The following is a 25,142-nucleotide window of genomic DNA, read 5'->3' on the forward strand; positions in this document are numbered from 1 at the left end:
CCCTCTCCCTGTGGGCGAGGGAGAAAAAGCCCGGTAAGCGTGAGCGCTACCGGGCTTTTTTTTACTCTACGACCGCCTGCGCTTTCTTCGCCAGACCGTCCAGCAGCTTCTGATGGATCCCACCAAAACCGCCGTTGCTCATCACCAGAATGTGATCGCCAGGCTGTGCGGCTTTCACCACCATATCCGCCAGCGCGTCCACATCCGCACTCCAGTGCGCAGGCTGAATGCAGGCATCGGCCACTTCGGCCACCTGCCACGGAATATGCTGCGGCTGCAGCAGGAAGACTTCATCGGCACGCCCTAAGGATGGCGCAAGATCGTCTTTGCAGATGCCCATTTTCATGGTGTTCGAACGCGGTTCCAGCACGGCCAGAATGCGGGCGGTCCCGCCGACTTTGCCGCGTAAGGCCGCAAGCGTCGCCAGAATGGCGGTCGGGTGATGCGCAAAATCGTCATACACCGTGACGCCGTGGGCTTCACCGCGCAGCTCCAGACGACGGCGGGCGTTAATGAACGAGCCTAACGCATCCGCCGCATCCGCAGGCTGAACGCCCACATGACGTGCCGCGGCAATCGCCATCAGGCCGTTGTGCATGTTGTGCTCGCCCACCAGGCCCCACTTCACCTCACCCACTTTCTCGCCGTCGAGCAGCACTTCCCACTCGGAGGCATCCGCGTTGAGTTTTTTCGCCTGCCAGTGCCCCTGCTCGCCCACCAGCTCCTGCTCGCTCCAGCATCCCATCGCCAGGGTTTGCTTCAGGTTGATGTCGTTTTCCGGCAGGATGATGCGGCCCTGACCCGGAACGATGCGCACCAGATGGTGGAACTGTTTCTGAATCGCTTTCAGGTCGTCAAAAATATCGGCGTGATCGAACTCAAGGTTGTTGAGGATCAGCGTCCGCGGGCAGTAGTGCACGAACTTGGAGCGCTTGTCGAAGAACGCGCAGTCATACTCGTCGGCTTCGATCACGAAGAACGGGCTGTCACCCAGACGCGCAGAAACATCGAAATTACCCGGCACACCCCCGATAACAAAACCTGGCTTATAACCACAGGCTTCGAGGATCCAGGTCGCCATTCCGGCGGTCGTGGTTTTGCCATGCGTTCCGGCTACGGCAACGACCCAACGGTCGCGCAGCACGAAATCATGCAGCCACTGCGGGCCAGACATGAACGGAATGTTGCGTTCCAGAACCGCCTCAACGCACGGATTACCGCGGGTCATGGCGTTGCCAATGATCACCAGATCCGGCTCAGGATCCAGCTGGCTGGCATCGTATCCCTGAATCAGAGAGATGCCCTGTTTCTCCAGAAGCGTGCTCATCGGCGGATACACATTGGCGTCCGAACCTGTCACTTCATGGCCCAGAGAGCGCGCCAGCATTGCCAGTCCGCCCATGAAAGTGCCACAAATCCCCAATATATGAATGCGCATACGTCACTATCCTTCTTCAATGTGGCGCACATTTTACTCACATGTCAGCGACAGCGAAACGCATTTCAGGTAAATCCGTATATTGCTGGCGCGATTCACCTCTGCGCTAATATTTGAATGTTTGTTAAGATTGTTGGGCTTTAGTCGTTTTAGTGAACATACAATCGCTCTACTCACAAAGATGCAGGGAAAGTGTTATGAAAACGTTAGGTGAATTTATTGTCGAAAAGCAGCACGAGTTTTCTCATGCTACGGGTGAACTCACTGCTTTGCTGTCGGCAATAAAGCTGGGCGCTAAGATCATCCACCGTGATATCAACAAGGCCGGTCTGGTCGATATCCTGGGTGCCAGCGGTGCCGAGAACGTTCAGGGCGAGGTTCAACAGAAACTCGATCTGTTCGCAAATGAAAAACTGAAAGCTGCACTGCGCGCGCGCGACATCGTGGCGGGTATCGCCTCCGAAGAAGAAGATGAAATTGTCGTTTTCGAAGGGTGTGAACACGCTAAATACGTTGTGCTGATGGATCCGCTGGACGGTTCCTCTAACATCGACGTTAACGTTTCTGTCGGTACCATTTTCTCCATCTACCGCCGCGTCACGCCTGTTGGCACGCCGGTGACAGAGGAAGATTTCCTGCAGCCGGGCAGTAACCAGGTGGCGGCCGGTTACGTCGTTTATGGCTCCTCCACCATGCTGGTGTACACCACGGGCTGCGGCGTTCACGCCTTTACTTACGATCCCTCGCTGGGCGTTTTCTGCCTGAGTCAGGAACGTATGCGCTTCCCGGAGAAGGGTAACACCTACTCCATCAACGAAGGCAACTACATCCGATTCCCGAACGGCGTGAAGAAATACATCAAGTTCTGCCAGGAAGAAGATAAAGCCACTCAGCGCCCGTACACGTCCCGCTATATCGGCTCGCTGGTTGCTGACTTCCACCGCAACCTGCTGAAAGGCGGTATCTACCTCTACCCAAGCACGGCTAGCCACCCTGACGGCAAGCTGCGTCTGCTGTATGAATGCAACCCAATGGCGTTCCTGGCCGAACAGGCTGGCGGCAAGGCGAGCGACGGTAAAGAGCGTATTCTGGACATCGTGCCGGAAAGCCTGCACCAGCGTCGTTCGTTCTTTGTCGGCAACACCCATATGGTTGATGACGTTGAACGTTTTATCCGTGAGTATCCGGACGCATAACCCATAACACGGGGAGCCATTCAGGCTCCCCGCTTCATTTATATATTTTACCGTATAAGTGTTTATAAAAAACACGCTTTAATATTCGGTTTTGCTCCTGCATTATTTCCATAACAGTTTGACAAATATTTCCTGGAGCCTAATCGTCATGAAAAATTATTCCCGTGCTAATACCGGCATTGATTTAAATCTTATCCCTGTTTTTATTGAAGTGGTCCGCTGCGGCAGTATGGCAAAAGCCTCCGTACGTCTGGAGATGTCGCGCCCCGCGGTGAGTCTGGCATTAAAACGCTTTAATCAGCTGTTTGACGAGCCGCTATTTTTCCGCAAAGGGTTATATCTTGAGCCGACTGAAAATGCATTAGCATTAACCCAGTCTCTGGAAATATTAATGGGCGACATTCACGATAATATTGGCGCATTAAATTCAGCGACACATAAAACCCCGACACAGAATGCGCCGGGGCGGGAAAATATTATGCCGCTGTCTGAGCCGTCAGTTTAAATGATGCCATGGCGTCCATCAGCTGACGCGATTGCTCTTCCAGCGAGCGCGTCGCGGCAGAAGATTGCTGGACCAGCGCCGCATTCTGCTGCGCGGTTTCGTCCATCTGATTCACGGCAATATTCACCTGCTCAATGCCGCGACTCTGCTCCTGGGACGCGGTCGCAATCTCGCGCATCAGTTTGGTCATGCGCAGTACTTCTGTTGCGATCTCATCCATCGTTTCGCCAGCCTGCTGCGCCAGCTCGCTGCCTTCGTTTACGTGGGTCTGAGAATCACTGATAAGCGAACGGATCTCTTTTGCTGCGTCAGCGCTGCGGCTGGCGAGGTTTCGCACTTCACCGGCGACAACGGCAAACCCGCGCCCCTGCTCACCCGCGCGCGCCGCTTCCACCGAGGCGTTCAGCGCCAGAATATTGGTCTGGAAGGCAATGCCGTCAATGACGCTCAGAATATCGGCGATGCGTGCCGAACTGCCGGCGATATCACGCATTTTTTCAATGACGTAGCAGACCATTTCGCTGCCGTGATCGGCGGTGTCAGACACGGATTTCGCCAGCTGGTGCGCCTGCTCGGCGTTGTCTGCATTGAGTTTCACCGTGGCGGTGATCTCTTCCATGCTGGCGGCCGTCTGCTCAAGCGATGTCGCGGTGGATTCCGTGCGCTGGGCAAGATCCATGTTCCCCGCCGTCAGCTCGCGGCTGCCGGTATCAATTTGCGAGCTGGCATCACGTACCCGTAAAACCGAGTTCATCAAAGACTGCCGCATCCCCTCAATGGCCGCGTTCAGGCGGTTAAACTCCTGGCTCGCCGGGTCATTCAGCGTATGGGTTAAATCGCCCGCCGCCACGTTCTCCAGCTGAGCAATGGAGGCCGAAAGCGGTTTGAGCAGCATGTGACGCAGTACCAGCCACGCCAGCACAATAATGCCAGCCGTCAGCAGCGCGGCCACCACGATCAGGATCAGTACCCGGTTTTTGCTCGACTGCACGGCCTTCACTTCCGCTTTCCCGCGCGCTTCGCTCCATTTCTGAAAGACCTGCATATCATTATCAAACTGCGCCGCCACCGGGATCAGCGTGTTCTCCAGCAGATCGTAATAGCTGTCTGCGCTCTGATCGTTCAGGGCTTTCAGCATCGGGTCGATCCCCTGCTGGTTATAGGTCGCCAGGCTCGCGGCCACCTTATCCAGCAGTTTTTGTCCCTGCTCATCCGCCACCCCGCCGTCGATCACGCCTTTCAGCGTTTTACGGGCCTGGGCAATCTCCTGATTGATGTTTTTCACCGATTTGGCCGCGTCATCCAGCATGCCGATTTCCATCATCCGGACCGCCTGACCCGCTTCATTACGCGCGCGCAGGATCAGGGTATAGCCAGAATTAAGCTGCACCATCTGCTCACCCTGAAGGTGGTTGATGCGCTGGAGTGAAGAAGAACTCTGTGTGAGGGCATAAATGCCAATGCCGCTGACAATCAGCAGCAGAAGGGTCATAACGGCCAGTAAAGAGAGCAAGCCGGTACGAATCGATAGCGTTTTAAGCATGATATTATTTCCGGTAGCGAGATATTTCTGGGCATAAAAAAAGAGTATCGGCCGCTACCGGAAAATGTTTAGACTTTAAGCAAATTCAGCGTGTTATGTCTCTGTTACTGAAGTGTTTACACGGGTAACAGGCGAGCTTTGTCGGTTCTCCCAGAGCACCGTCAGGCCGCGCTGCAGGGCGATAAAAATAAACAACAGAATGCCAATGGCGATCTTGGTCCACCATGAACTGAGCGTGCCGTCAAAGTTGATATAGGTCTGGATCAGTCCCTGGATCGCCACGCCGAACAGCGTCCCCAGCACCGTGCCAACGCCGCCGCTGAGCAACGTGCCGCCAATCACCACCGAGGCGATGGCATCAAGTTCCACCCCGACGCCTGCCAGGGCATAACCCGCCTGGGTATAAATCGAGAAGACGATCCCCGCCAGCGTCGCCAGTCCGGTCGAGAGCATATAGATGCGGATTGTGGTGCTGCGGGTGGAGATCCCCATCAGGTTTGCCGAGGTGGCACTGCCGCCAATGGCATAGACCTGATTACCAAACCGGGTACGGTGGGCAAGGAAGATCCCCACCACCACCACGCCCAGCATCAGCAACCCCATCGCGCTCAGACGACCGCCGCCGGGGATTTTCCACGCCAGGCTGGAGAGCGTGTCGTAGACAGGATGGTTAATCGGAATCGATTCTTCCGAGACCAGGTAGCTTACGCCGCGCAGGAAGAACATGCCGGCGAGGGTGATAATAAAAGCCGGAATTTTCAGCGCGTCGATCAAAAGCCCCATAAATGCGCCAAACGCGCAGCCCATCACCAGCACCAGCGGGAAAGCCAGCAGCGGCGAGATCCCCCAGAAACCGATCGCTTTTGCGAGGAATACGCCCGTGAAAGCGATCACCGACCCAACCGAGAGATCGATCCCGCCGGAGAGGATCACAAAGGTCATGCCAACGGCGATAATGCCTAAAAAGGCGTTATCCGTCAGAATGTTGCAAATCACCCGGGTAGAGGCAAAGCCCGGGAATTGCGTCAGGCAGTAGAGATAACCCAGCACAAACACGCCCAGGGTGATCATTAACGGTAAATTACGTTTTATCATGGCCACGGATCCCTTTAATGATGCTGACAAAGCGCGGCGACTGGACGATCAGCACGCAGAGCACGACCACCGCTTTCACCACCTGGTTGAGTTCCGGCTGAAAACCGGAGAGCAGGATCCCGGTATTCATACCCTGAATAATCAGCGCGCCGATCACCGAGAGCAACAGATTAAACCGCCCGCCCATCAGCGATCCGCCACCGATAACCACCGCCAGGATCGCATCTAGCTCCAGCCATAACCCGGCGTTGTTGGCATCCGCACCACGGATGTCCGCCGCGACGATCACCCCGGCAATGGCGGCGCAAATGCCGCTCAGCACATAGGTCAGCATAACCATCAGCCGTGTATTAACCCCGGCGTTTCGCGCCGCACGGATGTTAATTCCGACCGCTTCAATGAACATGCCCAGCGCCGTTTTACGGGTAAAGAGCCAGAACACCACTAATGTGACCAGCGCAATAACGATCGGCGTCGGAAAGAAGAACAACTTACCGCTGCCAAGCCATGCCAGGCCGGGGGAGTTGAAGGTCACAATCTGACCCGAGGTGATAAGCTGTGCCACACCGCGTCCAGCCACCATCAGGATGAGAGTGGCGACAAACGGCTGAATTTTCAGGACCGCCACCAGAATGCCGTTCCACAGTCCGGCCAGCACCCCGGTACCTAATGCAGCCAACAGCACCACCGGCAGGCTGTGCCCGGCGACGGTCATGGACGCTGCCGTGGCGCCGGCGATGGCCATCACCGCACCGACGGAGAGGTCAATCCCGCCGGTGGCGATCACCAGCGTCATACCAATGGCCAGAAGCGCCACCGGGGCGGCGCGGTTTAAAATGTCTATCGGACTGCCAAACAGCCGGCCATCCTGCACGATAATCTGAAAGAAATGCGGGGCGACCAGGCTATCGATCAGCAGCACCAGCAGCAACGCGATAATTTGCGGCGTGCCGGTAGGCCAGGTGAAGCGGCGCCTGGTTGCACCGGTTTGCGGAAGCGAACGGGGCATCACGATTAACTCCTTACGCCGCGATGGCATTCATGATTGCCGGAACGGACAGTTTATCCAGCGGGATCTCTGCCACCTGCTTACGATCGCGCATGATGATGACGCGATCGGCATACCCCACCAGCTCTTCCAGCTCGGATGAAATAACCAGCAGCGCCAGACCGTCTGCACACAGCGTTTCGATAAGCCGGATAATTTCGGCGTGCGCCCCAACGTCGATACCGCGCGTCGGTTCATCGAGGATCAGGAACTGGGGTTTAGTCAGCAGCCAGCGTGACAGCAATACCTTCTGCTGGTTGCCACCGGAGAGAAATTCAATGGGCTGTTCAGCGCTCGGCGTACGTATACCGAGCTGACGGATAAATCGCTCGGCAATGGCGTTTTGCTCTTTCCGCGGGATGGGGCGTAGCCATCCGCGCTGCGCCTGCAGAGCCAGAATGATATTTTCCCGCACCGAGGCGGCGGCAATTATGCCATCGGTTTTCCTGTCTTCCGGGCAGAAGCCCACGCCCAGGCAGGAGGCCTGATGCGGCGATCGCAGGGTCTGCGGTTTACCTTTGATCAGCGCGCTGCCGCTGTCCGCAGGTTTGATCCCGAAGATCACCTCAGCGGTTTCGGTGCGCCCGGAACCCAGCAGGCCCGCCAGCCCGACAATTTCACCGGGCCGCACGTCCAGATTAAAGGGTGAGATCACCCCTTTTTTGCCAAAATCGCTGAAGGCTGCGACCGGTTTATCGCTGAGCAGCGTGCGGCCTGCACGCTGAAGCGCGTTGGTTTCCAGCTCGCGGCCCAGCATCATTTTGACCAGTTCTATCTGCGGCAGCTCGCGGGTTTCGCGGCAGCCGACAAAGCTGCCGTTGCGCAGCACCGTGATGCGATCGCTGACCTCATACACCTGATCGAGGAAGTGGGTGACGAAGATCAGGCTTACCCCCTGATCGCGCAGCTGGCGCATCAGGGTAAAGAGCATTTCGACTTCCTGGGTATCAAGGCTCGCGGTGGGCTCATCAAGGATCAGCACTTTCGCGGAGAGATCGATCGCCCGGCAAATCGCGACAATTTGCTGCATCGCGACGGAAAAACGGTTCAGCGGTTCGCGAACGTCCAGGGAGAAGCCATAGGATGCCATCAGCCTGGTGGCCCGCGCTTCCATCTCTTTGCGTCGCAGCAGGCCGAAGCGTCTTGGCTCACGGCCAATAAACAGGTTATCCGCCACCGACATATTCGGCAGCAGGTTCACTTCCTGGTAAACCGTCCCAATCCCCAGCTGCTGCGCATGGGCGGTGTTTTTTGGCGAAATGGCGTTGCCTTCTAGCCAGATTGTGCCGCGATCGGCATGGTAAACGCCGGTAAGTGCCTTAATCAGCGTCGATTTTCCCGCACCGTTCTCTCCCAGCAGCGCCATAATCTCACCGCGTCGCAGGCTAAAATCAACGTTATCCAGCGCTTTTACACCGGGGAAAAACTTGCTTAAGCCCTCTGTGCGGAGGATTTCCTGGTGTTGTGTGTCGGTCATGTTTCCCCCTCACCCTCGCCCTCTCCCGGTTGGGGAGAGGGAAATGTTCATGCCAGTCTACCCGCCCTTGTACACCCTCTCCCCTCAGGGGAGAGGAGTGGGGTAAGGGGCGAGGGAAAAGGCCTTAGTAGCCCATATTTTTCTTCTTCTCTAACTCTTCTTTCGCGGTGTCAGGCAGGTAGAGCGTCGATTTGGTGATCGTCACTTTTTCAGGCAGGGTGCCGTCTTTCTTGAATTTCTCCAGCGCATCGAATGCCGGGCCAGCCATGTTTGGCGTCAGCTCCACGCTGGCGTTCGCTTCGCCGTCCATCATCGCTTTATAGATATCCGGCACGCCATCGATAGAGCCAGTGAGGATATCTTTGCCCGGCTTCAGCCCCGCTTCTTTGATGGCCTGAATAGCCCCAATCACCATGTCATCGTTGTGGGCGTAAACCATGCAGATGTTCTTGCCGTTGTTTTCAGCCTTGATAAAGCTCTCCATGACCTCTTTACCTTTACTGCGGGTAAAGTCGCCGGACTGAGAACGGATAATCTTAATGTTTGGCGCTTTGGCGATGGCCTCCGCGAAGCCTTTCTTACGATCGATGGCCACGCTCGCCCCGACGGTCCCCTGCAACTCAACGACGTTACACGGCTTGCCATCCACCTGTTTCACCAGCCAGTCACCAATTAATTGGCCCTCGAGAACGTTGTTGGCGGTGACGGTGGTCATATAGAGAGATTTGTCTTTTACATCAATGGAACGATCGAGCAAAACAACCGGGATCTCAGCGTCTTTCGCTTCCTTCAGGACCGGCTCCCAGCCAGTGGCCACGACCGGCGCAATAAAGATGGCATCAACGCCCTGGGCGATAAATGACCGCACGGCTTTGATCTGGTTTTCCTGTTTTTGCTGCGCATCGGCGATTTTCAGGGTGATACCGCGTTTCTGGGCCTCGCTTTTCGCAACGTTGGTTTCTGCCGCTCGCCAGCCGGATTCAGAGCCGACCTGGGAAAAACCTACGGTTAAAGGGGCGGCCATCGCCATAGACGACATGGCTGCCGAAACTGCTGTGACAAGAAGTAAGCGCTTCCACATATGAACGTCCTCGTAGGGGTGTTTATTGTTGGTTAAAAGATGTTCTGCGAAATGACTATAGCCAATGAAATATGTAACGAATTGCGTTACATCACACTTCAGAAAAGTGAATAAAACGTTAATCACAAGTTTGTAATCGCTTTCATTTCACCATTAAAAAAGCGGCTGAGTTTATGGATTTTCCTGTCATGGAATCGGTCTGAAAAGTGGGGAGGACGTGGAGAGAAGACGAAAACAGGCGGAGACATTCAGCGCCAGTTGGCTATAATACCTGCCACTTGTTTACCATCCATTTTAAAGGACACAGACATGAGCTTACTCAACGTCCCTGCGGGTAAAGAACTGCCAGAAGACATCTACGTAGTTATCGAAATCCCGGCTAACGCAGATCCTATCAAATACGAAGTGGACAAAGAGAGCGGTGCGCTGTTTGTAGACCGTTTCATGTCTACCGCCATGTTCTACCCATGCAACTACGGTTACATCAACCACACCCTGTCTCTGGACGGTGACCCGGTTGACGTACTGGTCCCAACGCCATACCCACTGCAGCCAGGCGCAGTCATTCGCTGCCGTCCTGTTGGCGTGCTGAAAATGACCGACGAATCTGGTGAAGATGCGAAACTGGTTGCTGTTCCGCACACCAAACTGAGCAAAGAGTACGATCACATCAAAGATGTGAACGACCTGCCAGAACTGCTGAAAGCGCAGATCACTCACTTCTTCGAGCACTACAAAGACCTCGAAAAAGGCAAGTGGGTTAAAGTTGACGGCTGGGAAAACGCAGAAGCAGCGAAAGCGGAAATCATCTCCTCTTTCGAACGCGCTGCGAAGAAGTAATTCTTACCGTTGAATAATAAGGCCCCGCGAGTCGGGGCTTTTTTATGCCTTGCGTCTGACGCGACACTGGCACGCTAAATACGGTATAGCGGGTAACATCTCAAGGAACCAGCAGTATATATGAGCTTGTGACCCCAGGTTTTGTCCCCGGCAGAGCCGACCTGTTTGAAGAGCTTGCAGGGTATTATGAGAGTGATGGCCTGATATTTACCGATAGAGGTCTTTGATATTATCTAACGCTATTAATAGCCTGCTTTTGCCCTACTCGCTGCGTTAAAACAATTACCGACGAATATACCCGTTTCGTGTCTGCTTCAGGTCTTTATGAAGACAGGTGTGTCTACCCTTTTTGTTGCAATGCACAGCGGGTAGAGTAAACGGCATACCCTGAGCTCAGGTGCTACTAATATCACCCATAGCTATTTTTTAATTGAGTTGCTGGTCAGCACACTCCTGACCGTCGCGATTGTGGGCGTTTTACATGCTACGTTTCTTTCTTCACAGCATAAAGATGGGCTACATAAAGGCGTTTGACTGTTACGGCAAAGACAGCAAATGGCAGTATCTCTGCATCATGACATTCCAGCTCGCCTGGTTTTTGTTTTATTTATGGATCCCCTACCGTAGCGATTATGCCATTTTGCTGTTTTTACTGTTTTTTATTCCCGTCATTTCAAGCAATACGCGGTGCATCAACTACTACGGCTTTTCACGCGCCCTGTGTCTGATATGGCTGGTTGCTCCGTACATCATGCTTTTTGTTCCGCTGTTTTTGACCCGACGCCGAAGCACAGAAGAGAGCTAAGCCCATAAAAAGCAACGCCACCTGACGGTGGCGTTGCTTTTTTCAGTACTGGTCTCTGTCTAACCAGTTACCGCTTACAATCCGCTTTAACCCCTCGACCGGACGCTGGTAGACGTACATCCACGCACTTCCATACGGCGTCTGGATCAACTGGCGAGCGTATTCACCGCCCCTGGTGCGCAAGGCATCAAGTTCGGCAAGTGTAGCATTATCAATACGATAAACTTCACCCTGTACTGTTCCTTCCCCAGGAACCGCGCCTGGATAGTGGCCCAGGCTATACAACTGGTAGTTCTCGATATTGTAATTCCCCAGCAGCAGGGCATTGGTCATCCAGTGACTGTTGCCTTGCTTGGTTCGTAAACTGCCGTAGACAAATATTCGCATTGCTAAAACTCAAACTGATAGAGCAGATCAAGTGCCTGGTCTACGCCGGACACTGCTTCCAGATATAGCTTAGGCATAAGGCGATAGCGTAACGTGAGTGTTGCCAGTGAGTCAAAGATCCCCACGCCATATTTTACCTGCAGACCCGGCAGTACATAGCCACTGACCACCACTTGCGAGGAGTCACCCACGCCCTGGGTGTCCAGTGCCAGATTGCTTACGCCGAACGTCTCGCCGATTTTACCCACAACCTGCCCACTTTGTGCAACCCCCAGACCCACTAACATCGAGGTCATCGCTGCACTGTCGCTCTGGCCGCTCTCCAGTCCTTGCCCACGCAGCAGGTAAGACAAGGCTTCCTGTTGCGACATTGCCGGGTCGGAGAAGATCTCCGCCTTCGGTTCATCAGCAGAGCCGGTAACGCGAACACCTGCAATAACGTCGTTTTCGGTGGCTTCCGGGTTACGAATCGCTTCGATATTGAGCAGTGGCTGATCCGGCGGGCCGGAGAACAGCAGCTCACCTTTACGCACAATCAGATCCTGACCATAGGCATGGAAGCGCCCTTCAGGAATATTGATCTGACCGTTCAGACCCAGACCCTGCTTGTCCTGCGCGACTTTCAGATCCCCTGTCAGTCTCGCCTTCAGCCCAAACGCATCCAGACGCACGTTATTGCCGACGTGAACGGTGAGGTTACTGTTGATCGGAATACCGGCGCTCTTCTGCTCAACGGGTTTGAGATTTTCATTGAGCATGACTTCGTCACTGGAGACGCCCACCGCGCTCTCAGGCACCTCGTGCACCACGATGCGTGCCCACGGTACGTCCACGTTGCCGTCCAGCGTGAAGAGGCTTGGGGTGGCTTCAAAGACAATATCCGGGGATACGTCCAGACGTACCATCGGCGGTACGGTGATCCGCACCTTGCTGCCTTTGGCCGCGACACGGGCCCGCCAGTTATCAAGCTGGCTCCAGTCGGCGTCGCCGCTGAGGTTGATTTGTCCCTGCTGGGTACGCACCACCCCGGCGAGGGTCGAGCTCATGCCGTTGAAGTTCATCGCAATCTGGCTTGGCTGCATATCAAACGGCATAAAGTTGCCGTCGATATCCACGCCGTTAAGCTGCATCTGGCCAAACAGCTGCGGGCTTTGCGCATTGCCCGCCAGGCGCAGGTTCGCGCTGAGCATCCCCTCCGCTTTTTCTCCGCGTGAGAAAATCGGGTTGGCCATCGCCAGGTTGAAATTGCGGATATTAACGTTACCGGCGAGATTACGGCGTCCTTGCGGATCGGTAATCTGCACCTGCCCGTCAAACTGACCATTATTGGTCAGACGGATAAGCCACCCCAGCTCCGCGCGGTTGTTATGCAGATCGGCACTCAGGTTGAGGGTATCAAACGCCACCGGCAGCGGTGCGTCGTTCACTTCCTGTATCACCTTCACGTTACGACCAGAGAGCGTCACGCTACCCTGCGGCAGCCCCTCTTTGGTCGTGTCCCATGCGACATCGGCTTTCCCGCTAAAGACGCCGCTGGCCTGAGTCGTCTCCGGCATAAACGGTTTTAGCATCGCCAGGTCGAAGCGATTAAGGTTGATCTGCGCACGCCCTTCAGCCCCCGCATCAATGGTCTGCGGTACGCACAGTTCCGCATTCGGGTTGGTCCAGCAGTGCGGCCCTATACTGATCTTTTGTTCGGCGTTGCGGTAGTCCAGCGCGATAGAGCGGGACAGTGCCAGCGGCCCTACCGGGGTGTTGAAGCGGGTATTGTCCAGCGTCCCTTTCCAGCGTGCCTGTTTGCGATCAAAGCTTCCGGTCAGATGAAGCTGACCGGATACCGGCTCGCCCTGCACCTTAAGCTGGAGATCGTGCTGTTTTTCGTTACCTTTGGCATCCAGAGTGACCAGATTAATGTTCACGTCGGGCTGAGAAATGCGCTCCACGCGCAGGTTCAGGTTACCGCCAATCTGATCGGTGGATTTCACATCCCCTTCGACGCGAACCCGCGCAACGGTCAGCGCCTGCCAGCGCAGGTTGCTGGCGGTGATATCGGCCAGCAGCTGCGGAGCCTCTACCGTGCCGCGCACCTTCACTAACCCTTTCGCCGTACCGCCCAGCCCTGGCAGGGCGTTATCCAGATTTGGCGCATCAATGGTGGCATCCAGATTAAGATCTTTCACCCCCAGCTCGCCTTTGATATCCGCCGTGTTACGGCCCAGCGCCACGTGCAGACCCGGGATCACCCACTGCAGATAGCTGTTGCCCTTCAGCGAGCCTTCAACGTTGACCTTATTCTGCTTCACGTTACCGGTAAGCTTGATTTCCGGCACGTCCATCTGCCACGTACCGCCATACAGGCTGCCGCGGGTTTTGATCAGGCCGTCCAGTTTTGATGGCCAGTCCGGCACCTCTTTGGCCGTGTTGATCCCCGTCAGCTTCAGCTCGCCGCGCCAGCTGATCGCCTGCTGCCAGTCGAGCAGCGCGGTGAGTTCAGTTTTGCCTTCCAGCGCCGCGACGGTCAGTTTGTCGAGATTCACCTGCTGCTCGTTACCTTTAGCATCCAGCGTAATCGTCGCAGGCGGAACACCTTGCCCCTTCACCGCCGTGCGGAACGACAGGGTGTAATCGGTCATTTTGCCGCTCAGCTTCAGCTTCAGGTCATCGGCCTGGAACTGTTTTTCACCGGTGAACGGCCAGTAGAGCTGCTTACTGACAACCTCAAGGTTGAGCGGCAGCCCCGCTTCCGCCAGCTGCGTTTGCGCGCGCAGATCCATATCCACCGGGCCGGAGAGGTTAACGCCGACATCCAGTTTATCGCGCAGCGCCCCGCCCACTTTGACTTTCACTTTTTCGCCTTTCAGCGGGTCGATGTTGAGCGAACTGTTCAGGGTGATATCCACCGGCCAGTTGTCGCGCAGCAGGGCATTCCCTGACGCGTTAACCGAGCCCTGGTTGGTGTCGATATCCAGCGCGTCGAGTTTCATGTTGCCGTCGATGCTGCTGACTTTAAGCAGCATGTTGAAGACCGTCAGATCGGTATCGCCGGTGAGACGCAGCTGCTCGCCTTTAAACTCTTCGATATTCAGGTTCAGCGGCAGATGAACGTCCGTCATCTCCGGCAGCACAGGTTTAGAGAAGAGATCTTTCAGCGTTTCGCCCAGCGGTTTCTCTTCCGGCTGCGGGTTCTGGATCTTCGGTTCGACAATTTCTTCCTGCGCCACGTCCGCCACTTTCGGCAGCGCAATCAGCAGCCCCTGAAGGGAGGTTGGCGTCAGGGTGAGGTTTTTCTCCTGCCAGCGCAGGCCGGAGGTGAAATCCATGACGGAGACGGTGGTGTCGTCGATTTTGACATTGACGTTATCCAGCGCCACCCGATAGAGGGCAATCGGATACGGTGTGGAGAGATTCAGCGGGCCGCTATCCTCTTCCTCAACGGGTGCCGATTTCGGCATTTTCTTCGAATCTATCGCCACGTTCACGTCTTTCAGCGACAGATCGTTAACGCACAGCTTGCTGTCCCGCAGGCAGCCCAGCTTCACCGCGAGGTGAAATTCCCCCGCGTTTACCGCCACGCCAGGCTGCTCGTAGCGGATGTTTTTCAGACGCAGATCGCGCCAGCCGCCTGTCACCTGGCCAATTTCCAGCCCGGGAACCCAGCGGTTAGCCGCGTTAAACAGCAGATGCAGGCCAGACGTCGTTCCGACCAGAAACGCCACCGTACCGAGCAGCAGTACGATAAAAATCAGCACCCCGAGGCTTATCTTCTTCCATAAACTCATAATTCAGGCCCCAGACCGATGTAAAACTGTAAACCGTGTTCTTCTTTATCACCCACCGGCACGGCGAAATCGAGCTTGATTGGCCCGACGGGAGACTGCCAGCGTACGCCCACGCCCGCGCCGGTTTTAAAGTCGCTGCGGCGGATATCGCTTACCGCTTCGCCGCCGTCGACAAACATCGCGCCCCACCATTTTCCGCTGACGTTGTACTGGTACTCCAGCGAGCCGGTAGCCAGCTTGGAGGCACCAATCAGCTTGCCGTCATCATCTTTCGGCGCGATGGATTTGTATTTGTAACCGCGAATACTGCGGTCGCCACCGGCGAAGAAGCGCAGATCCGGCGGAACTTTGTCGAAGTCGCCGGTTTCAATCCAGCCGAGGTTGCCGCGCATCACGAAGCGGTGTTTGTCATACAGCGTGCGGATCCAGACGTTTTGCGCCTGAATTACCGAGAAATCCACATCGGAGCCCCACATGGTGTTGGAGTAATCGATGGAATAACGCTGGGAATCGCCCCAGGTTGGCATCAGGCCGCCGCGCGAGCGGGTACGGCTGATCATCACCCCCGGGTAGAGCAGCATGGTGGTGTTGGTGACGTTGGCCTGGGTAAAGTGGTCCAGACTCCAGCGCAGGTTAATGGCGCGCTGCCAGCCGCTGGAGAGGTCCCAGTATCGCGATACCGCAAGCGTGGTGGAATCTGCCTCGGTATCGTTCAGGTCGGTACGCTTAAAACCGCCCTGAACAAGGTAATACTGTTCAAGCGGGTTTTTCAGCAGCGGCATTTTGTAGCTGAAATCGAGCTGCTGTTCCGGCGCTGAGATACTGGCGCTGGTGGTCAGGCTGTGACCGTATGAGTTCATCCACGGCTTTTTCCACGTGGCTTTCACGCGCGGACCGACGTCGGTCGAATAACCAACACCGGTCTCAATGGTGTTCTCGGTGCGCGGCGAAACAACGCCATGCAGCGGCAACACCTTGGTTTTGCGCGATTTATCAAACTCCGGCGCGACAACCACCGAGTTAAACCACCCGGTGGCGGAGAGGCGGCGGTTCAGCTCCGCCAGATCACGCGACTGGTAGTAATCGCCCTTTTTGAAAGGCACGAGGTTTTGCAGATACTCTTCACGAATTTGTGAGCCTTCGAAGGTCACATCGCCGAAACGATAACGTTCGCCGCTGTCATAATCGATATCCCAGAAGGCCTGGTGCCTGTCGAGCGCAATGCCCAGCTGGCTTTTGTCGAACTGGCTGTCAAAGTACCCCTTACGCAGGGAGACGCTCGTCAGCTCTTTTTTGAAATGGTCGTAGTCACCGTGGTTCAGCACGGTACCGTTTTTCGGCCGCGTGCTGAGCAGATCCAGGTAATCCCGGTCCGTACGCGCGCCGCCGCGCAGAATGACGTTAGTGCCGCCGATCAACACCGGCTCACCCGGTGAAACGCGGGCAATAAGCACCTGCCGCCCCTTCTTTGGCGGCGGACGGAGATCGAAATCAATGGTGGGTTCGTAATAACCCAGCGCTTTCAGCCCTTCGCGGATCGCATCATCCACGCGCGCGCGAAAACGCCGGTCCGGCGTTACTTCGTCGCTCTCGATGGTCGACAGCTGCGCACGCACGTTTTTTTCCAGCGCCCCGGATAACCCCTCAACCTGCAAACGGACATTCGCCGCGCTGGCAACCCCGCTTGTCAGCAATAAACTGACCAAACATAACTGGCGGATTTTTGTCACGTTTTCTCCTGAATATCCCTTTTTCCACCCTGGAAGCAAATGAAGTGCCGCTCCGCGGCAAAATACGGCCTGTTAGCCAAAAACCCACATCACGGGTTGAAAACGGGTGTAACACCCAAATATTTCTTATGATTAAATCTAGACTCATTCAGCGCATTTATTGTGTTCAATTAAACGCTTCGTGACAACCTTAACCGAAACATCGCAGCCCGGGAGGCCCCCATCGTGAGTTTATTCGACAAAAAGCATCTTGTTTCACAAGCTGATGCATTACCGGGACGCAACACCCCTATGCCTGTGGCGACCTTACACGCCGTGAATGGCCATTCAATGACAAACGTTCCTGATGGAATGGAAATCGCCCTGTTCGCCATGGGCTGCTTCTGGGGCGTAGAACGCCTCTTCTGGCAACTCCCCGGCGTTTACAGCACCGCGGCGGGCTACACGGGGGGGTATACGCCAAACCCAACCTACCGCGAAGTGTGCTCTGGCGAGACCGGTCATGCCGAAGCCGTACGCGTGGTGTATGACCCTGCTGTCATTAGCTATGAGCAGCTTCTGCATGTGTTCTGGGAAAACCACGACCCGGCCCAGGGCATGCGTCAGGGTAACGACCACGGCACCCAGTACCGCTCGGCTATCTACCCTCTCACTCCTGAGCAGGAGACGGCCGCCCGCGCAAGCCTTGAGCGCTTCCAGAAAGCGATGCACGATGCCGGTGACAACCGCGAGGTCACCACGGAAATCGCCTCTGCCAAACCGTTCTACTATGCGGAAGACGACCACCAGCAGTACCTGCATAAAAACCCGTACGGCTACTGCGGTATCGGGGGTATCGGCGTCTGCCTGCCGCCACAGCTGGCCTGATTACTGGTCTAGCGCCACGCGAGCCGCGTGGCGCGTGGCATTACTGACCGACCCATAATTCATGACTTTTCCCTGCAACAGCAGGTTAAAAACCGGTGCCTGCGGCCTGTTAAGGCGGGTCTGCAGCAGGTGCACGGCCTCAATCCCCAGTTCGCGGCAGGGCACCGTGACCCCCGTGACCGGTTTTTCCAGCCGGTGCGCTAAATTCCAGGCAAAATCGGTGGTAATCAGAGAGATGTCTTCCGGGACGCGCAGCCCGTGGCGGGTTAATGCCCTCACCACACCTTCGGTCATGCTGGTGCTGTTCGGGAAAATCACCTCTGGCCACTGCGCTCTGTCATGACTCAGCAGCCACTCATCCAGCGCCCGCTCGGCTTCGTCTGCGGTAAACCACTCCGTCACGAGTAAATCACGCTGCGGCTCAAAGGCGACGTGAAAATGGCGATACGCCTCTTTAATGCCATCCAGACGAGCGTAAAGCGTATCTCGCCGAAGGCAGGTCAGCGTCAGGACCCGCCGGTGCCCCTGTTCAAAGAGATACTGCATGGCGGTGAAGCCGATCGCCCGATGATCGGGTGATACCGAATCCAGTACCCGCTCCCGGTCCACGGAATTAATTAAGACGCAGGGTTTATTGAGCGTGCTGGCCAGTTTAAATATGGTGGCATCATCAGTACCAATAATAATTATCGCGTTGATGTTCTTCTGGCTGGCCTTTTCCATAAATAATTTTACATCGGCGTGCTGTTCTTCTAATCCGCAACAGCTGACCCACACATTGTGTGGCGAGCAGGCCTCAGCAATCCCTTTGGTCACCTCAAGATAAAAAATATCGCCGCGCCCCTGAAAGGTTCTTTCCGGAGCAAAAACGGCAATACCGTTAATCAACAGCCGTCCACTGGCCATGGACTCCAGCACGCCCAGCTCTCGGGCGGTGCGAACGATCGCATCCCGGGCTTTATCGCTGGTATATGACTTGCCGCTTAATACCCTCGACACCGTGCTAACGGAATATCCCGTGAGGGCCGCGATCTCCTCCATTTTTAACCTGCCCGGCATAGTGTGACCTCGCTCTCAATCAGTTTTTGCAAATATTTGCAGAAACAGCCTTTTGATTTTAAAACCAAATTTCAGAAAGCCTGGAGATTACTTATTCACCTTGCGAGTATTCTCACAAAAACACATTGTCGCTACGCCTCGCCTTTCCTATTTTCCGGTCATCACTTCTTTTCAACTGAAATTAAGGTGTGACATGGAGAAGGTACGTTTTGGCATTATTGGTATAGGTAATATCGGTACGGTCCACGCACGTTATTTACTCGCGGGTACGGTCAATGACGCCTGCCTGACGGCAGTTTGTGACAATGCGCCGGAAAAACACCCGGCCATTCGCCAGCTGGTGGGGTCCATTCCCCTGTTCAGTGATGCCCAGGAGATGATCCAGAGCGGGCTTATCGACGCGGTGATTGTCGCCACGCCCCATTACGAACATCCGCGCCTGTCGATGCTGGCGATGCGTAACGGCATTCATACCCTGTGTGAAAAACCGGCAGGCGTTTATACGGCGCAGGTGCAGGAGATGAACGCCTGCGCGCGCGAGTGCAACGTGGTGTTTGGCATCATGTACAACCAGCGACCAAACCCGCTCTACCGGAAGGTTAAGGATCTTATCGATAGCGGTGAGCTGGGCGAGATCCGCCGTTCTAACTGGATAATCACCAACTGGTACCGCTCGCAGAGCTACTACAACTCCGGCGGCTGGCGCGCGACCTGGAAGGGAGAAGGCGGCGGCGTGTTGCTCAACCAGGATCCGCATCAGCTCGATCTCTGGCAGTGGCTGGTGGGCATGCCGGTCCGCCTGCGCGCGTTTTGCCAGTTCGGCAAACATCGTGACATTGAAGTGGAAGACGAGGTCACCGCCTATGCCGAGTATGCCGGTGGGGCTACCGGTGTATTTATCACTACCGTGGCAGAAACGCCGGGGACAAATCGCCTGGAGATCGTCGGGGATCGCGGCAAAGTGGTCGTCGAAGAGGGGCGGCTTCGCTACTGGCGGCTACGTGAGTCCGAAACCGCGTTTAACGCCCGCTGGCAAAACGGTTTTGGGGTGCCTGAATGCTGGGAGGTCGACATTCCTGTCGCCGCCGAATGCAGCGAACATTATGTCATTACCGCAAACTTCTGCGCCGCCATCCTGCGCGGTGAACCGCTGATTGCGCCGGGCCTGGACGGGATCCACGGCCTGACGCTCTCCAATGCCATGCATCTTTCCACCTGGACTGACGACTGGGTCGAACTGCCGATCAACGAGAAACACTACTTGCGCCTGCTCCAGCAACGCATCAGCACCTCTGTTGCTAAAGAGGCCATAAACGTGACGCTTGATGCCTCAGGCACCTGGTAACTCCGGAGACGACACGATGCTAAATATCGCCATTGTAGGTACAGGCAATATCTCACATAACCATATTCAGGGTTATTTGCAGTTTGGTCAGCGCTGCCGGATTGTCGCGCTGGTGGATATCTACCCGGAAAAAGCGCACGAGAAAAAAACGCGCTACGGCCTGACGCAGGCCCGCGTGTATGAGAGCCATCAGCAGATGCTGGCATCCGAGCCAGACGTCGATATCGTCGATGTCTGCACCCCGCCGTATGTCCACGCACAGATCAGCATTGATGCACTGGAGGCCGGGTGCCATGTGCTGTGTGAAAAGCCGATGGCCGCCTCGCTTGAGGAGTGTGACGCGATGATTGCGGCTCAGCAGGCCAGCGGCAAAACGCTCTCCATCATTGCGCAAAATCGTTTTACCGATGCCTTCTGGCGCTTAAAAGCAGCGCTGGATTCCGGCCTCGCGGGCAAAATCTGCCATGCGCAGGTGGATTCGTTCTGGTGGCGCGGCCACTGCTATTACGATCTGTGGTGGCGTGGCACCTGGGAAAAAGAGGGGGGCGGCTGCACGCTCAATCACGCGGTTCACCATATCGACGCTATTCAGTGGATGCTCGGGTTTCCATCCGAGGTGGTGGCGATGATGACCAACGTGGCGCATGACAATGCCGAAGTGGAAGACCTCAGCGCCGCAATATTCAAATATCCCAGCGGCGCACTCACGCAGCTTACCGCCTCGGTGGTGCATCACGGCGAAGATCAGAAGATCGTCATCCAGGGCGATCGCGCGCGCATCTCTGCCCCCTGGCAAGCCTGTGCCAGCGTGAGTGCCGATAACGGTTTTCCTCAGGAAACTCACGACCTGCAGCGGGAAGCACAGCTCAACGCTGTTTTTGCGCAGACACCGGCACTCGCGTGGACGTTGCATACCGGGCAGATTAACGACCTGTTGCTGAGTATTGAACGCGGCACGGCACCGCTGGTGGATGGATTACAGGGAAAACGCTCGCTGGAGTTGATTACCGCAATTTATAAATCTGCCATCACCCGCACCGTGGTCTCGCTCCCCATTCCACGTGACGATCCGTTTTACCGTACCGGCGGGATTAACACCCTCGCCCCCCGTTTTCATGAGAAATCCGCAAGCGTGGCCAACTTCAGCGAAGTGGGCGCTATCCCCCTGGGTAAAGATCTGGATCGAGGAATCTGAAGATGAATAAACATGACGGAATGAACTACGCGCCAGTCGGCAAACCTCAGCCCGTTGTCCGGGAAGGTGAATTTGTCTTTGCCGCTGCCGCGCTCGACCACGGGCATATTTATGGAATGTGTAACGGGCTGATTGAAGCCGGCGCCACGCTGAAATGGGTTTACGATCCCGATCCGTCCAGAGTGGATAAATTTATCCAGCAGTATCCGCAGGCCAGAGTGGCAGATTCGCTGGAGGCGATCCTCGCCGATAACGAGGTACGTCTGGTGGCAGGCGCCGCCATCCCCTCTGAACGCTGTGCGCTGGGGCTGAAATCGATGGCAGCGGGGAAGGATTACTTTACCGACAAAGCGCCGCTCACCACCCTTGAACAGCTGGCAGATGCCAAAGCGATGGTTGAAAAAACCGGTAAGAAATACGCGGTTTACTACAGCGAACGTCTGCATGTTGAGAGTGCTGTCTTTGCCGGTCAACTGGTAAAGCAAGGTGCCATCGGCGACGTGGTACAAACGCTGGGGACAGGCCCACACCGTGAAGGCGAAGGAAGGCCAGACTGGTTTTACGATCGGCGATACTTCGGCGGCATCCTGTGTGACATCGGCAGCCATCAGATTGAGCAGTTCCTTTTTTACACCGGCAACCGCGATGCCACCGTGATGGCAAGCCAGGTCCGGAACGTTAAACACCCGCAGTACCCCGCCTTTGAGGATTTTGGCGACGCAATGCTCAAAGGCGAAAACGGCGCCAGCGGCTACTTCCGCTGCGACTGGTTTACCCCGGACGGGCTGTCCACATGGGGTGACGGGCGACTGACGCTGCTCGGCACCGAGGGCTACATCGAAATCCGCAAATACGTCGATTTAACCCGTGGCGAGCAGGATGTGGTTTATCTCGTCAATAAAGAGGGGGAGTTCCGTTATCCGGTGGCAGGCCAGGTCGGATTCCCGTTCTTTGGCGAACTGATCCTCGACTGTCTCCATCGGACTGAAAATGCCATGACGCAGGCGCACGCTTTCAAGGCTGCGGAGCTCTGCGTGAAGGCTCAAATGCTCGCCAACGCGGCGGGTTAAGGGGAGCCGGAGATGACTATCCTGAATACCGCTATCATCGGCGGCGGGGCGATTCATGGCTGCCATGTCAATGCCCTGCGCCAGATACCCAACGTCGCGCTGCGTGCGCTGGTCGACATCGACAGCGTTAAAGGACTGGCGCTGGCGAAAGACTATCAATGCCGTTTTTATCAGGATTACCGGGAAATGCTGCTGGATGATGCCATCGACGTGGTACACATCTGTACGCCCCATTTCGAGCATAAAGAGATGATTCTGGCGGCACTCGCCGCCGGGAAGCATGTTTTTTGCGAAAAACCGGTGGGCATGAACACCCGTGAACTCATTGATATCACCCGTGCCGCCGATCGGGCTCAGAGCCTGCTCGGCGTGTGCTATCAGAACCGGCTCAACCCCACCAGCCAGCGTATTCGGCAGGAGTTAGGCCATGGACAGCTGGGGAAAATGCTCAGCATCAGGGCAGTACTCACATGGTCACGCGCGGGCGCTTACTACACGCAAAGCCCCTGGCGCGGTCGGCTGGCGACAGAAGGCGGGAGTCTGCTGATCAACCAGGCAATCCATACGCTCGACCTGATGCAGTGGTTCGGTGAAGGCGTGACGCGAGTGAAAGGCGTGGTGGATAGCGGTGAGCTGGCAGACGTGACCGAAGGCGAAGACAGCGCAATGGCCACGCTACACTTCGCCAACGGCGCCCGCGGCCTGTTTTATGCCAGCAATTGCCACACCACGGACGCCCCTCTCCTGCTGGAGATCCACTGTGAACACGGCTCGCTGCTGCTGAATGACAACACTCTCTGGCGCGTCACACCGGGTGAGCGGTTAAAACTGGCAAGCGATGATTCCCCCGACGGCACGGTAAAAAGCTACTGGGGGCTGGGTCATCAGCAGGCGATCCGCCGGTTTTATACTGCCGTTCATCATCCGGAAAACAGAGACTATATCGATATCCGTACCGCCGGAAAATCACTCACCCTTGTGGAGGCTATTTATCGGTCATCTCAAACAAGACAATGGATAAATATCAACAACCAGAACGTAATTTGAATTCCAGACGTTAATAAAAATACGCCCCGTAAAACGGGTTAATCATTACCCTACACTGGATATTATTATGGTCAAACCAACTGAACGTAGAGTTGGTTATGGCGTGGCGCTTGGCTACGGCATAACCGATCTGTTTGGCGGAGGCGCTTTCGCCATTATCGGCACCTGGCTGTTATTTTTTTACACGACCTATTGCGGGCTGTCTGTTATTGAAGCGGGCTCTATATTTGCTATCGCCCGCGTCATTGATGCGCTGTTAAGCCCGATCATGGGTTATATCACTGATAATTTTGCGGGTACCTGGCTCGGCCGTAAATTTGGCCGTCGCCGTTTCTTTTTATTACTGAGTTCCCCGTTAATGTTTTTGTATGCCCTGCTGTGGCTGACGGATATGGGATACTGGTATTACCTGGGAACCTATCTCTCTATTGAACTGCTGTCGGCGATGGTGCTGGTGCCTTGGGAGACGCTGGCCGCAGAAATGACGAACCGCTACGAAGAGCGCAGCCGACTTTCAGGGGTGCGCATGATCTGCTCTCAGCTTGGGGGGTTTCTTGCCGTTTCCGTCCCCGGCGTCATTATGCAGTTCACCGGGAAAGACAATCCGTTTACCTATACGCTCACCGGACTGATATTTTCCTGCGTTTTTTGCCTTGCGGTGTTTATTACGTGGTACACCACATGGGAAGCGAAAGATGTGCATCAGGAGTCCGATTTTAAGATAGATAACCAGCGCAACTGCGGGGTAGCCAATCATCTGAAATATCTGGTACTGGACCTCTTTTCGTCCTTTCGCATCCGCGCATTCCGCCTGCATATCATTATTTATATCTTCTCGTTTACTGCGATGGACGTCTTCGGCTCGGTCTTTACCTATTATGTCGTTTATTGTCTGAGCCAGGATGCGGCGGCAGTGTCGGGCTGGCTGAGCATTGCCGCCTTTGCCTCGGTACCAGGCACGTACGGATTTATGCTACTTTTGAACCGGCTGAATATCACGCCGTCCGCGGCGCTGCGCCTCTCTTATGGCTGTATCTTCGCCGTGCTGGTATTCCTGTTTACGGTCTACCTCACCAAAACGCAGGTGCCAACGCTGCTGTTCTCGGGGGTCTTTATCTTGCTCGGTGCCGCCCGCTCTGGTCTTTATTACATCCCGTGGAATATCTACAGTTTCATCCCTGATATCGATGAGATTGTGACGCAGCAGCGCCGCGAAGGGATTTTTGCCGGGGTGATGGTATTGACCCGCAAAAGCACCGTGGCGATTGCCATCATGATCATCGGCCTGGTGCTACAGGAGTCAGGGTTTGTGAAGGGCAGCGGCGCACAGCCTGAAAGCGCGCTGGGGGCCATTATCGGCCTGCTGATTTTCGCGACGGCGGCCCTTCTGGCCGTGAGCTTCTTCACGACCTACAAATTTAAACTGACCCGCGAGACGCACAAGCTGCTGCTGAAGGAGATTGCGCGCCGCAAGCTGGGCGGAGATTATCGCGACTGCGACGCCAACACCCGTGTGGTGATCAAACAGCTCACCGGCTATGAGTATGACCAGGTGTGGGGAGGGGATGCCACGCGCCGGGCGGCAGGAAACGCCAGTTTATCCGCAGTCAAATAGCCGTACGTACCGGGCAGCGC

At 55.7% G+C, this 25,142-nt stretch carries 20 protein-coding genes; 10 read left to right on the forward strand and 10 right to left on the reverse strand.

Going from position 1 to position 25,142, the window contains the following annotated elements:
• Positions 1–61 precede the first annotated feature (61 nt).
• Positions 62–1,438, reverse strand: a complete 1,377-nt coding sequence (mpl, locus tag BJ887_RS13615) for a UDP-N-acetylmuramate:L-alanyl-gamma-D-glutamyl-meso-diaminopimelate ligase (protein ID WP_014168372.1) — start codon at positions 1,436–1,438, stop codon at positions 62–64.
• 197 nt (positions 1,439–1,635) lie between these two features.
• On the opposite strand from mpl, the gene fbp reads away from it, so the two are divergent.
• Positions 1,636–2,634 (forward strand): class 1 fructose-bisphosphatase, encoded by a 999-nt coding sequence (fbp, locus tag BJ887_RS13620; RefSeq protein WP_020882906.1) that lies wholly within the window; start codon positions 1,636–1,638, stop codon positions 2,632–2,634.
• 148 nt (positions 2,635–2,782) lie between these two features.
• Positions 2,783–3,139 (forward strand): LysR family transcriptional regulator, encoded by a 357-nt coding sequence (locus tag BJ887_RS13625; protein WP_025205788.1) that lies wholly within the window; start codon positions 2,783–2,785, stop codon positions 3,137–3,139.
• Here the strand turns inward: BJ887_RS13625 and BJ887_RS13630 are convergent.
• The 5 genes from BJ887_RS13630 to ytfQ form a co-directional block, all read right to left on the reverse strand.
• Positions 3,111–4,682: a methyl-accepting chemotaxis protein gene (locus BJ887_RS13630; protein ID WP_025205790.1), complete on the reverse strand. Its 1,572-nt coding sequence runs from the start codon at positions 4,680–4,682 to the stop codon at positions 3,111–3,113. The genes BJ887_RS13625 and BJ887_RS13630 overlap by 29 nt on opposite strands.
• A 93-nt stretch (positions 4,683–4,775) precedes the next feature.
• Positions 4,776–5,777, reverse strand: a complete 1,002-nt coding sequence (yjfF, locus tag BJ887_RS13635; RefSeq protein WP_025205792.1) for a galactofuranose ABC transporter, permease protein YjfF — start codon at positions 5,775–5,777, stop codon at positions 4,776–4,778.
• Complete coding sequence (gene ytfT, locus BJ887_RS13640; RefSeq protein WP_025205793.1) at positions 5,764–6,789, reverse strand: galactofuranose ABC transporter, ATP-binding protein YtfT; 1,026 nt, start codon at positions 6,787–6,789, stop codon at positions 5,764–5,766. The genes yjfF and ytfT overlap by 14 nt, the downstream gene beginning before the upstream one ends.
• 10 nt (positions 6,790–6,799) lie before the next feature.
• Positions 6,800–8,302, reverse strand: coding sequence for a galactofuranose ABC transporter, ATP-binding protein YtfR (gene ytfR, locus BJ887_RS13645; RefSeq protein ID WP_025205795.1), 1,503 nt, complete (start codon positions 8,300–8,302; stop codon positions 6,800–6,802).
• 124 nt (positions 8,303–8,426) lie between these two features.
• Positions 8,427–9,383 (reverse strand): galactofuranose ABC transporter substrate-binding protein YtfQ, encoded by a 957-nt coding sequence (ytfQ, locus tag BJ887_RS13650; RefSeq protein ID WP_020882912.1) that lies wholly within the window; start codon positions 9,381–9,383, stop codon positions 8,427–8,429.
• Positions 9,384–9,692: 309 nt separating this feature from the next.
• On the opposite strand from ytfQ, the gene ppa reads away from it, so the two are divergent.
• Complete coding sequence (gene ppa / locus BJ887_RS13655; protein ID WP_020882913.1) at positions 9,693–10,223, forward strand: inorganic diphosphatase; 531 nt, start codon at positions 9,693–9,695, stop codon at positions 10,221–10,223.
• Between the two features lie 511 nt (positions 10,224–10,734).
• Positions 10,735–11,028 (forward strand): hypothetical protein, encoded by a 294-nt coding sequence (locus BJ887_RS13660; RefSeq protein ID WP_032669643.1) that lies wholly within the window; start codon positions 10,735–10,737, stop codon positions 11,026–11,028.
• Between the two features lie 42 nt (positions 11,029–11,070).
• On the opposite strand, the gene BJ887_RS13665 is transcribed toward BJ887_RS13660, so the two are convergent.
• From BJ887_RS13665 to tamA, 3 genes are read right to left on the reverse strand one after another with little or no spacing between them, the layout of a single operon-like run.
• A complete protein-coding gene (locus BJ887_RS13665; RefSeq protein WP_014168360.1) occupies positions 11,071–11,415 on the reverse strand; it encodes a gamma-glutamylcyclotransferase in 345 nt (114 codons plus the stop codon).
• 2 nt (positions 11,416–11,417) lie between these two features.
• Positions 11,418–15,194, reverse strand: coding sequence for an autotransporter assembly complex protein TamB (tamB, locus tag BJ887_RS13670; protein ID WP_014168359.1), 3,777 nt, complete (start codon positions 15,192–15,194; stop codon positions 11,418–11,420).
• On the reverse strand, positions 15,191–16,924 hold the full coding sequence (gene tamA / locus BJ887_RS13675; RefSeq protein ID WP_020882918.1) for an autotransporter assembly complex protein TamA: 1,734 nt from the start codon (positions 16,922–16,924) through the stop codon (positions 15,191–15,193). Before tamA ends, tamB begins: the two co-directional genes overlap by 4 nt.
• Positions 16,925–17,149: 225 nt before the next feature.
• Here tamA and msrA point away from each other — a divergent pair, with 225 nt between their 5' ends.
• Positions 17,150–17,791 (forward strand): peptide-methionine (S)-S-oxide reductase MsrA, encoded by a 642-nt coding sequence (gene msrA, locus BJ887_RS13680; protein ID WP_121339994.1) that lies wholly within the window; start codon positions 17,150–17,152, stop codon positions 17,789–17,791.
• On the opposite strand, the gene BJ887_RS13685 is transcribed toward msrA, so the two are convergent.
• Complete coding sequence (locus BJ887_RS13685; protein ID WP_014168356.1) at positions 17,792–18,850, reverse strand: LacI family DNA-binding transcriptional regulator; 1,059 nt, start codon at positions 18,848–18,850, stop codon at positions 17,792–17,794. It abuts the gene before it with no gap.
• Between the two features lie 193 nt (positions 18,851–19,043).
• Here BJ887_RS13685 and BJ887_RS13690 point away from each other — a divergent pair, with 193 nt between their 5' ends.
• The 5 genes from BJ887_RS13690 to BJ887_RS13710 all read left to right on the forward strand — a co-directional run bounded on the left by BJ887_RS13690 (position 19,044) and on the right by BJ887_RS13710 (position 25,122).
• The gene (locus BJ887_RS13690; protein ID WP_121339995.1) at positions 19,044–20,195 is read left to right on the forward strand and encodes a Gfo/Idh/MocA family protein; all 1,152 of its coding nucleotides are present in this window, start codon (positions 19,044–19,046) and stop codon (positions 20,193–20,195) included.
• Positions 20,196–20,211: 16 nt separating this feature from the next.
• Entirely contained in the window at positions 20,212–21,390 is a 1,179-nt protein-coding gene (locus BJ887_RS13695; protein WP_049023703.1) for a Gfo/Idh/MocA family protein, read from the forward strand.
• A 2-nt stretch (positions 21,391–21,392) separates the two neighbouring features.
• On the forward strand, positions 21,393–22,460 hold the full coding sequence (locus BJ887_RS13700; RefSeq protein WP_032681859.1) for a Gfo/Idh/MocA family protein: 1,068 nt from the start codon (positions 21,393–21,395) through the stop codon (positions 22,458–22,460).
• A gap of 12 nt (positions 22,461–22,472) precedes the next feature.
• Entirely contained in the window at positions 22,473–23,507 is a 1,035-nt protein-coding gene (locus BJ887_RS13705; RefSeq protein ID WP_050737591.1) for a Gfo/Idh/MocA family protein, read from the forward strand.
• A gap of 67 nt (positions 23,508–23,574) precedes the next feature.
• Positions 23,575–25,122: an MFS transporter gene (locus BJ887_RS13710; protein ID WP_121339996.1), complete on the forward strand. Its 1,548-nt coding sequence runs from the start codon at positions 23,575–23,577 to the stop codon at positions 25,120–25,122.
• Positions 25,123–25,142: the final 20 nt, after the last annotated feature.

Origin of the sequence: Enterobacter sp. WPR_3_1 (assembly GCF_003635055.1) — a bacterium.
Classification (GTDB): domain Bacteria; phylum Pseudomonadota; class Gammaproteobacteria; order Enterobacterales; family Enterobacteriaceae; genus Enterobacter; species Enterobacter ludwigii.

What these genes read in the sequence shown, in the direction of transcription:
- BJ887_RS13625 (WP_025205788.1), top strand. Translation starts at nt 2,783, where the DNA reads ATGAAAAATTATTCCCGTGCTAATACCGGCATTGATTTAAATCTTATC.
- BJ887_RS13630 (WP_025205790.1), bottom strand. Translation starts at nt 4,682, where the DNA reads ATGCTTAAAACGCTATCGATTCGTACCGGCTTGCTCTCTTTACTGGCC.
- BJ887_RS13660 (WP_032669643.1), top strand. Translation starts at nt 10,735, where the DNA reads ATGGGCTACATAAAGGCGTTTGACTGTTACGGCAAAGACAGCAAATGG.
- BJ887_RS13665 (WP_014168360.1), bottom strand. Translation starts at nt 11,415, where the DNA reads ATGCGAATATTTGTCTACGGCAGTTTACGAACCAAGCAAGGCAACAGT.
- ppa (WP_020882913.1), top strand. Translation starts at nt 9,693, where the DNA reads ATGAGCTTACTCAACGTCCCTGCGGGTAAAGAACTGCCAGAAGACATC.
- tamB (WP_014168359.1), bottom strand. Translation starts at nt 15,194, where the DNA reads ATGAGTTTATGGAAGAAGATAAGCCTCGGGGTGCTGATTTTTATCGTA.
- ytfR (WP_025205795.1), bottom strand. Translation starts at nt 8,302, where the DNA reads ATGACCGACACACAACACCAGGAAATCCTCCGCACAGAGGGCTTAAGC.
- yjfF (WP_025205792.1), bottom strand. Translation starts at nt 5,777, where the DNA reads ATGATAAAACGTAATTTACCGTTAATGATCACCCTGGGCGTGTTTGTG.
- fbp (WP_020882906.1), top strand. Translation starts at nt 1,636, where the DNA reads ATGAAAACGTTAGGTGAATTTATTGTCGAAAAGCAGCACGAGTTTTCT.
- BJ887_RS13690 (WP_121339995.1), top strand. Translation starts at nt 19,044, where the DNA reads ATGGAGAAGGTACGTTTTGGCATTATTGGTATAGGTAATATCGGTACG.
- BJ887_RS13710 (WP_121339996.1), top strand. Translation starts at nt 23,575, where the DNA reads ATGGTCAAACCAACTGAACGTAGAGTTGGTTATGGCGTGGCGCTTGGC.
- BJ887_RS13705 (WP_050737591.1), top strand. Translation starts at nt 22,473, where the DNA reads ATGACTATCCTGAATACCGCTATCATCGGCGGCGGGGCGATTCATGGC.
- mpl (WP_014168372.1), bottom strand. Translation starts at nt 1,438, where the DNA reads ATGCGCATTCATATATTGGGGATTTGTGGCACTTTCATGGGCGGACTG.
- BJ887_RS13700 (WP_032681859.1), top strand. Translation starts at nt 21,393, where the DNA reads ATGAATAAACATGACGGAATGAACTACGCGCCAGTCGGCAAACCTCAG.
- ytfQ (WP_020882912.1), bottom strand. Translation starts at nt 9,383, where the DNA reads ATGTGGAAGCGCTTACTTCTTGTCACAGCAGTTTCGGCAGCCATGTCG.
- BJ887_RS13685 (WP_014168356.1), bottom strand. Translation starts at nt 18,850, where the DNA reads ATGCCGGGCAGGTTAAAAATGGAGGAGATCGCGGCCCTCACGGGATAT.
- BJ887_RS13695 (WP_049023703.1), top strand. Translation starts at nt 20,212, where the DNA reads ATGCTAAATATCGCCATTGTAGGTACAGGCAATATCTCACATAACCAT.